Source organism: Hydrophilobacter chitinilyticus (assembly GCF_049860745.1).
Taxonomy (GTDB): Bacteria; Pseudomonadota; Gammaproteobacteria; order Burkholderiales; family Burkholderiaceae_C; genus Rhodoferax_B.
This window is the reverse complement of sequence record NZ_CP187561.1, coordinates 4,027,742-4,037,500: the sequence shown is the minus strand read 5'-3', so window position 1 is coordinate 4,037,500 and position 9,759 is coordinate 4,027,742. Positions and strand designations below refer to the sequence as shown.

4 protein-coding genes and 2 rRNA genes (1 of these 6 running past the window's edge) are annotated in these 9,759 nt (G+C 59.3%); 2 read left to right on the top strand and 4 right to left on the bottom strand.

What is annotated here, in order from left to right; all coding sequences use genetic code 11:
- Positions 1–2,515, top strand: a 23S ribosomal RNA gene (locus tag ACPWMG_RS17890) (it extends 364 nt beyond the left edge of the window).
- A 144-nt stretch (positions 2,516–2,659) separates the two neighbouring features.
- Positions 2,660–2,772: ribosomal RNA gene (gene rrf / locus ACPWMG_RS17885) — 5S ribosomal RNA — on the top strand.
- Between the two features lie 162 nt (positions 2,773–2,934).
- Here rrf and ACPWMG_RS17880 read toward each other — a convergent pair.
- The 4 genes from ACPWMG_RS17880 to ACPWMG_RS17865 are packed head-to-tail and all read right to left on the bottom strand — an operon-like array spanning position 2,935 to position 9,746.
- Entirely contained in the window at positions 2,935–3,732 is a 798-nt protein-coding gene (locus ACPWMG_RS17880; RefSeq protein ID WP_483300837.1) for an efflux RND transporter periplasmic adaptor subunit, read from the bottom strand.
- A gap of 20 nt (positions 3,733–3,752) precedes the next feature.
- Positions 3,753–5,741, bottom strand: coding sequence for a preprotein translocase subunit SecA (locus ACPWMG_RS17875; protein ID WP_483300836.1), 1,989 nt, complete (start codon positions 5,739–5,741; stop codon positions 3,753–3,755).
- A 4-nt stretch (positions 5,742–5,745) separates the two neighbouring features.
- Positions 5,746–7,893 (bottom strand): PqqD family peptide modification chaperone, encoded by a 2,148-nt coding sequence (locus ACPWMG_RS17870; RefSeq protein ID WP_483300835.1) that lies wholly within the window; start codon positions 7,891–7,893, stop codon positions 5,746–5,748.
- Positions 7,890–9,746 (bottom strand): hypothetical protein, encoded by a 1,857-nt coding sequence (locus tag ACPWMG_RS17865; protein WP_483300834.1) that lies wholly within the window; start codon positions 9,744–9,746, stop codon positions 7,890–7,892. Before ACPWMG_RS17865 ends, ACPWMG_RS17870 begins: the two co-directional genes overlap by 4 nt.
- Between the last annotated feature and the right edge of the window lie 13 nt (positions 9,747–9,759).

The window sequence follows — 9,759 nt, the reverse complement described above, 5'->3', positions numbered from 1 at the left end:
AAAGTAGGGCGGGACACGAGAAATCCTGTCTGAATATGGGGGGACCATCCTCCAAGGCTAAATACTCATCATTGACCGATAGTGAACTAGTACCGTGAGGGAAAGGCGAAAAGAACCCCGGGAGGGGAGTGAAATAGATCCTGAAACCGCATGCTTACAAAAAGTAGGAGCCCGCAAGGGTGACTGCGTACCTTTTGTATAATGGGTCAGCGACTTACATTCAGTGGCAAGCTTAACCGAATAGGGAAGGCGTAGGGAAACCGAGTCCGAACAGGGCGTCTTAGTCGCTGGGTGTAGACCCGAAACCAAGTGAGCTATCCATGGCCAGGATGAAGGTGCCGTAACAGGTACTGGAGGTCCGAACCGACTAGTGTTGCAAAACTAGCGGATGAGCTGTGGATAGGGGTGAAAGGCTAAACAAACTTGGAAATAGCTGGTTCTCTCCGAAAACTATTTAGGTAGTGCCTCAAGTATTACCGTCGGGGGTAGAGCACTGTTTTGGCTAGGGGGTCATGGCGACTTACCAAACCAATGCAAACTCCGAATACCGACGAGTACAGCTTGGGAGACAGAGCACCGGGTGCTAACGTCCGGACTCAAGAGGGAAACAACCCAGACCGCCAGCTAAGGTCCCTAAAATTGGCTAAGTGGGAAACGAAGTGGGAAGGCTAAAACAGTCAGGATGTTGGCTTAGAAGCAGCCATCATTTAAAGAAAGCGTAATAGCTCACTGATCGAGTCGTCCTGCGCGGAAGATGTAACGGGGCTAAGCCAGTTACCGAAGCTGCGGATTTGCAATTTATTGCAAGTGGTAGGAGAGCGTTCTGTAAGCCTGTGAAGGTGCGTTGTAAAGCGTGCTGGAGGTATCAGAAGTGCGAATGCTGACATGAGTAGCGTTAAAGGGGGTGAAAAGCCCCCTCGCCGTAAGCGCAAGGTTTTCTACGCAACGTTCATCGGCGTAGAGTGAGTCGGCCCCTAAGGCGAGGCAGAGATGCGTAGTTGATGGGAAACAGGTCAATATTCCTGTACCGATGTGTAGTGCGATGTGGGGACGGAGAAGGTTAGCTCAGCCAACTGTTGGATATGTTGGTTCAAGCCTGTAGTCATGCCTGGTAGGCAAATCCGCCGGGCTTAGATGAGGGGTGATAACGAGGCTGCTTGCAGCCGAAGTGAGTGATACCCTGCTTCCAGGAAAAGCCACTAAGCTTCAGCTACACACGACCGTACCGCAAACCGACACTGGTGCGCGAGATGAGTATTCTAAGGCGCTTGAGAGAACTCAGGAGAAGGAACTCGGCAAATTGACACCGTAACTTCGGAAGAAGGTGTGCCTTTAGTAGGTGAAGTCCCTCGCGGATGGAGCCCAATGAGGTTGCAAAAAATCGGTGGCTGCGACTGTTTATTAAAAACACAGCACTCTGCAAACACGAAAGTGGACGTATAGGGTGTGACGCCTGCCCGGTGCTGGAAGATTAAATGATGGGGTGCAAGCTCTTGATTGAAGTCCCAGTAAACGGCGGCCGTAACTATAACGGTCCTAAGGTAGCGAAATTCCTTGTCGGGTAAGTTCCGACCTGCACGAATGGCGTAACGATGGCCACACTGTCTCCTCCTGAGACTCAGCGAAGTTGAAATGTTTGTGATGATGCAATCTCCCCGCGGAAAGACGGAAAGACCCCATGAACCTTTACTGTAGCTTTGTATTGGACTTTGAACAGATCTGTGTAGGATAGGTGGGAGGCTTTGAAGTGTGGTCGCTAGATCACATGGAGCCAACGTTGAAATACCACCCTGGTGTGTTTGAGGTTCTAACCTAGGTCCATTATCTGGATCGGGGACAGTGCATGGTAGGCAGTTTGACTGGGGCGGTCTCCTCCCAAAGCGTAACGGAGGAGTTCGAAGGTACGCTAGTTACGGTCGGACATCGTGACGATAGTGCAATGGCATAAGCGTGCTTAACTGCGAGACTGACAAGTCGAGCAGATGCGAAAGCAGGACATAGTGATCCGGTGGTTCTGTATGGAAGGGCCATCGCTCAACGGATAAAAGGTACTCTGGGGATAACAGGCTGATACCGCCCAAGAGTTCATATCGACGGCGGTGTTTGGCACCTCGATGTCGGCTCATCTCATCCTGGGGCTGTAGCCGGTCCCAAGGGTATGGCTGTTCGCCATTTAAAGAGGTACGTGAGCTGGGTTTAAAACGTCGTGAGACAGTTTGGTCCCTATCTTCCGTGGGCGCTGCAGATTTGAGGAAGCCTGCTCCTAGTACGAGAGGACCGGAGTGGACACACCTCTGGTGTATCGGTTGTCACGCCAGTGGCATTGCCGAGTAGCTAAGTGTGGAAGAGATAACCGCTGAAAGCATCTAAGCGGGAAACTCGTTTCAAGATGAGATCTGCCGGGGCCTTGAGCCCCCTAAAGAGTCGTTCAAGACCAGGACGTTGATAGGTCAGGTGTGGAAGCGCAGTAATGCGTTAAGCTAACTGATACTAATTGCTCGTGCGGCTTGACCCTATAACTTTGATCGTCAGATCAAGGTGTTATGCCAAGTTGACGCATTCAAAATACCAACCGGTATGCTGCAAAAGCTAACCCGGTGCTGATTAAATCTCTATGAATTCGCTGTCCTGACATGTGTCAGAGCAGCAAACAGTTATGCCTGATGACCATAGCGAGTTGGTCCCACTCCTTCCCATCCCGAACAGGACAGTGAAACGACTCCGCGCCGATGATAGTGCGGGTTCCCGTGTGAAAGTAGGTCATCGTCAGGCTATTATCTAGAAACGCCCCAGTCCCCAAAGGACTGGGGCGTTTTGCTTTGCCTGTCGCAATTCGATTTGAAACCGGACAGAGCTAAGCAGAACTGTTGCTCTTTAGCGGGGGCGGCTACCAACGACTTCAATGCTGAAGTACGGCCGCTCGAATGACCGAGGCTAAAACGCCGCAGTGCAGCGCACACCTAAAGGCGTTTTACCTGAAGGGTTGGCAAATTCTAGTCGCACACCAAAGGTGCCACTAGCCGAATCCACGACAGGGTCCACCACCCGCACGGTCGCTTTATACAAGCCGGTGAAGGGCGACTCCGGTTTGACATCGACAACGTCCCCTGTTTTTACGCGGCCATACATGGCCACTGGAAGAACAACCTCCACACGTGCCGGGTCGGTTTGCGCAAGTTTGAGGATCGCCCCCGCGCTTTCACCAGCTTGGGCCATTTCGCCTGGGTGCTGAAGGCGCTCTGTGACCACGCCGTTGACCGGGCTGTTGATGCTTCGCCTGCCCAGCTCGGCTGCCAGTCGCTGGGCATCCAATCGTGCCAACTCGCGGTTGTCGCGCGCTTCCAGCAGGTCAGCTTCAGCAACGCGTGACTCGGCTAGCGTGTCGTCTCTGTCTTGACTGGACACGAACTTCTCTTTGACCAGTTCTTCTCGGCGTCGCAACTTCTCCTTCAAGTGGGCTAACCGTGCTTCGGCCGCTGTAATGTTGCCTTGCATCACCGCACGGTATTTCGCCGCGTCTAACGCAGCCTTTTCGACAGAGGCATCAAGTATCACGAGAGGTTGGCCTTTGCGAATGATGGAGCCTCGGTCGATCGGGATGTCGACAATTTGCGCCGTGACAGTACTGCGGATCGAGAGCTTTTGGGCTGGCTCAATCAGGCAGGGTACAGTGTCTGCTGCATGCACGGCGACCGACAGCAGCGCGAGAGAAATCGGAACCAAAAAACGCATGTACGTTTGTGGGCCCATTTTCATAAGCGTCCCGACATCGACATCAGATCTGCGAGTTGGTCGTCCATGCGTAGTGCCTCTCGACGCGCGTTGCGATGCTGCCGTTCAGCGCGATATTGCGCGACCGTACGAGCCCATTTAAAAACAAGATGACGAACCACGGGCGAGTGCAGACGTTGCGCCAACTCGGTCATGGCGGGGGCGAAATGCGTAAGCAGGTCGTCGTCGAGGGCGACGATGCATTGCGTGCTGCCCTTGTCGCCTTGCCGTCCGGCTCGGCCAAAAAGCTGTCGGTCCACGCGGCTGGATTCGTGGTGTTCACTCAAGATGACATGCAGTCCGCCAGACTTCAGCACTTCAGCCGGCAGCTTGATGTCTGTGCCTCGACCCGCCATATTGGTGGCCACGGTCACCGTGCCTGCAAGGCCTGCACTGCGCACCAGTTCTGCTTCGGCGGCATCTTGTTGCGCATTGAGTACCCGATGCGTGATGCCTAGCGTGTTGAGAACTTTCGACAAGGCTTCGGAGGCTTCGACTGAACCCGTGCCGACCAACACAGCGCGCTGCTGCGCTAAAAGCTCGCGAACCTCAAGCCCGATACGCTGCCATTTTTCGGAGGTATTTGACACCACGATATCTGACCAGCGCACGCGAGCCGAAGGGCGATGAGTGGGTACCACCAAGGTACGCAGCCCATAACAAGCGCGGATTTCGCGGCGTACTTCGCGTGCGGTGCCGGTCATGCCGGAGAGCCGCAGGTAGCGTGCAAAAAACCGTTGGTAGGTGATGCGTGACATGGTCTTCGCGCGGTCTGACAAGGCGCAGCCTTCTTTGGTTTCGATCATCTGATGCAGTCCTTGCTCCCAGGTTCGGCCTTCGAGCACACGGCCAGTGTTCTCATCGACGATCTCGACCTTGCCAGCGCGTACGACGTAGTGCCGGTCTTTGATGAAGAGGTGCAGCGCCCGCAGTGCTTGCACAACCCAGTGCTCTCTGGTGATGCGCACAGCCCATTCGTTACCCGATGTTCCGGCGAGCAGCAGACTGGCTTGGGTGATGGTTTGGCGGCCCAGTACCGTGAGGTGAACGGCGCGTTCGCGCGGCTGAAGTTGATAGTGCTCGTTCAAGCGCAGCTGCGCCGCCAATTGAAGCGCTTGGGCGAAGTGGGCCCCGGCGCCTTCTGGTCCGAGCTTGACCGCCAGAATGAGCGGGGTGCGGGCTTCGTCGATGAAGATGCTGTCGGCTTCGTCAACGATGGCGAAATGCAGTCCGCGCAATAGCGCCTGGCCAGCAGCGTCGTGTGAAACCCAGCGAGAAAGGCGTTGGCGTGAGGCGCTCACGTCTGCGCCAAAGTTGGCGCGATCTTTCAGGTAATCGAAGACCAATTCCTTACCGGTGCAATAACAAATGTGCTGGGCGTAGGCGCGGCGCCGCTGGTCGAGTGACATGCCGGTGATGATGGCGCCCACGCTCAGTCCGGCACGTTCAAACAACGGGGCCATTTCGTCAGCATCGCGCTCTGCCAGGTAGTCGTTCACAGTGACCACATGCACCGGAATGCCGCCGCTGGCGGCCAGCGTGGCAGCGAGCGCTGCGGTGAGCGATTTTCCTTCGCCCGTCTGCATCTCAACCAACCTTCCGGTGAGCAGGCCCGCTGCCCCCAGCAACTGGGCCGGGTAGGGCTCCATCTGCAAGCTACGCCGACAGAGCTCACGTACACACGCCAGCGCCTCGGGTAAATGGACCAGATCGGTCCAGCAACGGTGTGCGCTGCGGTGTAGCCGGGTGAGCAAATCGGCATCGCCCAAGAGCCGCATCTCACTGACCATGCCCACGGCCAAAGCCACCCGGTGTTTCAGCGTCTGATCTTGCCGATCCAGTGCCTCCAGTTTTTGCCAGCAACTGCGGGCCCAACGGTCGACGGCGCCTTCCCGCAGATCGGCCCGCTCGGGGTAGGCGCTGCCGCTACGGGCCAGGGCCAAAGGAGGGGGCATTCTGGAGAGCGACATGGTGCTAGACGTTCAAATGCGCCAGGAAGAGCCTGCGCGCCTGACGCCACCAGCGCCAACCGATGGCTTCGGGCGTTTGCTCCAGCGCGACGTAAGCGCGCGTGCCGATGGCCCCGAGCGTTGGGGTGCCGGGCGTTTCAATGTCAAATTGAAAGGCCGTTTCCATGGCTGTGGCGCCCGTTTCGTCGCGCGGGTCTGTGGCGAACTTGCCGCCGCCGGTGGCGCTGAGGGCCGCGCTGGGCAAGGTATGGCTGGCTTGCGGCGTTGTGCGCCCGACCCGGCCGATGTGCACGTGCTCCTCGTTCCCGGCCATGCGAACCTCGATGGAGCGCAGGTCCTGGAGATCAAGCTCGGCCTCTGCTTGGGTCATGGCCACCCGCACCATCGGCACCGCAGCCCCCAGCACATAACCCAGCATGTCGCCACGCTTGACGAAGCGACCCGGCAAGTCCTGCGCTTGGTCCAGCCGAACGGTGCCGGCCACACCTGCGCGCAATTGCAGGTCGGCCACGTCTGCTTGGGCGCGCGCCAGTGCCGCCTGTTCAGCGTTCACCTCTTCCTGTAGCCGCGCTGCCAGTGCAGGTTGGTTGACCAGAGCCGCGTCAAACTTGGCCTGAGCCAACGCCAGGCGGCTCTCGTGTTCGGCCACCTTGGCCAGCAGATCGGCGTTGTGTGTGGCCACAACCATATCGCCGGGCTGCACCACGGCACCCTCATGGGTCGAGATGGTCTGCACAAAACCATCGGCACGCGCGCGCAGAATGGCTTCTTCCGGCAACCAGGCAATGCCTTGCACGCGGATGTGGCGCGGCAGCGGCACCGCCAACAGCAGCACCAAGGCCAAACCCAGTCCACCCAGTACCGCGCCCCAGGCTCGCCAAGGCCGCGCCGCAAACAGCGGCGAAGACCATAGCGTCACCAAGCCCTTGCCTAGCGGCCACACCACACTGGTGGCCAGCGTCCACGCAGCCAGAAGCACGCCGATGAAGAAGTATTGTTGCGCGACAAACCAGGCAATACCAAAGCTGACCGTGAGGCGGTACACCAAGGCCAAGGGCGCGTAGATGGCGAGCCAACGGAGTTCATAAAGACTGCCTTGCGGGATCTTGGCACCGCGTGCGCCCAGCACAAAGCGGCGCATCAAAAACTGCCAGAACGCCGTGGCGCGTTGTGCCAGGTTGGGCACGCCGATGGCGTCGGCCAGCATGAAATAACCGTCAAAGCGCAGCAGCGGATTGCCGTTGAACAGCACCGTGCTCAGGCTGCCCAGCACCATCAGGTTGTACAACACCGAACGCCAAAAGCCGGGCTCGATCGCCATCCACACGAAGAACGCAGCGGCGGCAATCCAAAGCTCGACGAGCATGCCCGCTGCCGCAACACGCACCCGTGCCCAGCGGCTGGCAAACGCGTTCGACGCAGACGCGTCAACATAGGGCGACGGGTAGAACATCAGCAGCATCAGCCCCATCTCGTGCACTTCGCCGCCACGCCGTACCACTGCTATGCCGTGCGCCATTTCGTGCGCGAGTTTCAGCAGCGGGTAGACCAAGGCCACGATGATCAGGTTATTGGCGGCCAACATCTGCTCGCCAAAATTGCGACTGAGATCGGGCCAATGCTCCGGGACCAAAACCAAGGCGGCGCCCACCGTGGCAAGCCAGAAGCTCCACACCAGCAATGCAGGTACTGCGGGCATCACCCCCAGCATGCGGCGCAGGAACAGGTCTGGGTCCCACAGCGGTATCTTGATCGACATCGGGTTGCCGATGGATTGCCGCCGCTGTTGCTGCTGCTGCCGCTCGTGGCGCACCAACAGTTCAGCAGCATCGGGCGAGGCGTCGACCACCAGCAAGTCCTGAGCGTTCAGTTGGCCAACCAGTTGCAGCACGTCGTCCTGACTGGGGGTATCTTCATTGATCTCTCGGCTCAGCCGCTGCCAGATTTGGTCGAGGGAATGCTGACCGTCGAGCATGCGCAGCACTTTGTACGCCGCTGCGTTCAGTCGGTGCTGCCGCGCTCCGCCCACATCTTCAAGCACGTGCCACACCACGCCCCGCAGCACATGGCGGTGCACGCGCGCATGTGGCACCAGGCGCGGGTGCAGGCTGGCTACGCGATGCCATTGGTCCGAGAGCAGTGCGACGCTCATGGCAAATGCTCCCAGAGCGTAATGCGCAGCCACTGACGGAAGTGGCGCGTCCACACCCGCAGCGCGGCGTTCTCGCCGGTATCAATCTTCGCCACACCCTCTAACCCCGGACGAAGGCGCGGGTCGGGCTGGGTGATTTTGGCTTCGACGCGGAAGTAGTTGCGCCCGTCTTTGGCCGAGGCCACCGCCGTCACCCGGCGCACCGTGAAATCAAACGCGTGGCCCGGCAGCGTGGTCAGCACAATGCGCCCGGTTTGGCCAACTTGCACCAGAGCGGTGTCGCGCTCGTCTACTTCCAGCACCACGCGCCAGTTGTCCAGCGGCGCTACCTCGAACAGCACTTTGCCTTGCTCTACCGGTGCGCCGATCTGTTGCGACAAATCCCCTTTGATGATGACGCCGGCTTGCGGCGCAGTGATGCGTATGCGTTCTAGTTTTTCTAGCACCAGATCGAGTTGCGCGCGCGTGCTGCCGCTCTGCGCTGCCGCCAGGCGGGTTTCGACGCGATTACTTGCTGCGATGGCCTCACGTTCCTTGCGCAACGAAACCTCTAGCTCAGATTCGAGGCGCAGCCGGTCCAGCCGCAGGTCTTTATCGTCCAGCGTGGCCAGCATTTGCCCTGCGCTCACAGTGTCACCCGCACGGGCCGGTGCCAATCGCACGTAGCCCGCAAACGGTGCAACCGCAGCACGCTGGATCTCACCTTCAATCAGCGCGTGGGCCATGACCCGTTGAGGCACGGGTATCAGCGCTGCGGCTGCCAAGACCAGGGCAAGCGCGAGCACACCGAGTTTCAACGCGGGGTGAGATGCATCTGTGGCGGTCTTGGCGGTACTGCGCATCTGGCGAAGCAAGCGTTCGCCTGGGCCTTGAGCGGCCAGTTCTTGCAACGCAAAGATCGGTGCCATGGTGAGCGCCGCGATCTCTAGCGCCTCACACTCAATGGCAGTGAACGGCGTACCGCGTTCCAGCATCAGCACTGCGGTGACGGTATCCTGGTGGATGAGTGGCAGCACGGCCAGGCCACCGGCTTTTTGCTCGTAGGCATAGTCGGCCAGTGCCGCAGCGGGCAGAGACGAGGGCAAAGAGGGCATGGCGGCGCTCTGCGAAGACGTTTCGTCAACCGGAGGCCACACCAGCAGAGCGCGTTCGTCCAGAGCTTCGTTCATGGCCGCTTCAGCCAGGCGAGAGATATGCGTGCGCGGATCAAACGAGGCGGTGTTGCTGCGTGCGAAAAGTTTTGTCTGCAGGTTCCTCACTACCGCCATCTGCACCAGCGTGGCATGAAAGCGCAACGCCAACATGTCGACCAGCGCCAAGGCGGCGGCTTGCGGTTCGGACTGATCGAACAACAGCGCATGGGTGTCGATCACGAAGCGCGCGCGCTCCAGCCGCGCCAGTTGCATCTGCTGGGTTTGTTGGTCGCCTGCGCGTAGCAGCCAGGCCACGCCCCAGTGCAATTGGCGCATGAGTTGCTGCGTGTCCAGCGACGGCACATCGGCTAGTGCCAGGCAGACCAGCAGGCCGCCGCCCTCGGGCAGGGGCACGGGGAAATCGATACGCGCCACACCGTCGTGGCGCGCAATCAACGGGCCACGACCCTGGCCGGCCGTGGCTGCTGGCGGCGTGATCGGCTTGAGCTGGGCCGCATCTGCCAACGTGGGCAGGCCGGCCAAGGCCTTGGCGTGCATCTCGCCGTCTGCCCCCAGTTGCCAGATGGCTGCGCGCTGCAACTCCGGCGCCCACTGCGGCAGTTGCTTGAGCCAGGTGTCTGCCGTGCTGCGCAGGTCGGGCGTGGCCTCCTGGCCCGCAGTTGCGGCAGTGGTGGACGACGTCGAGACTGCTTGCAACATGGTGTCGCCTCTG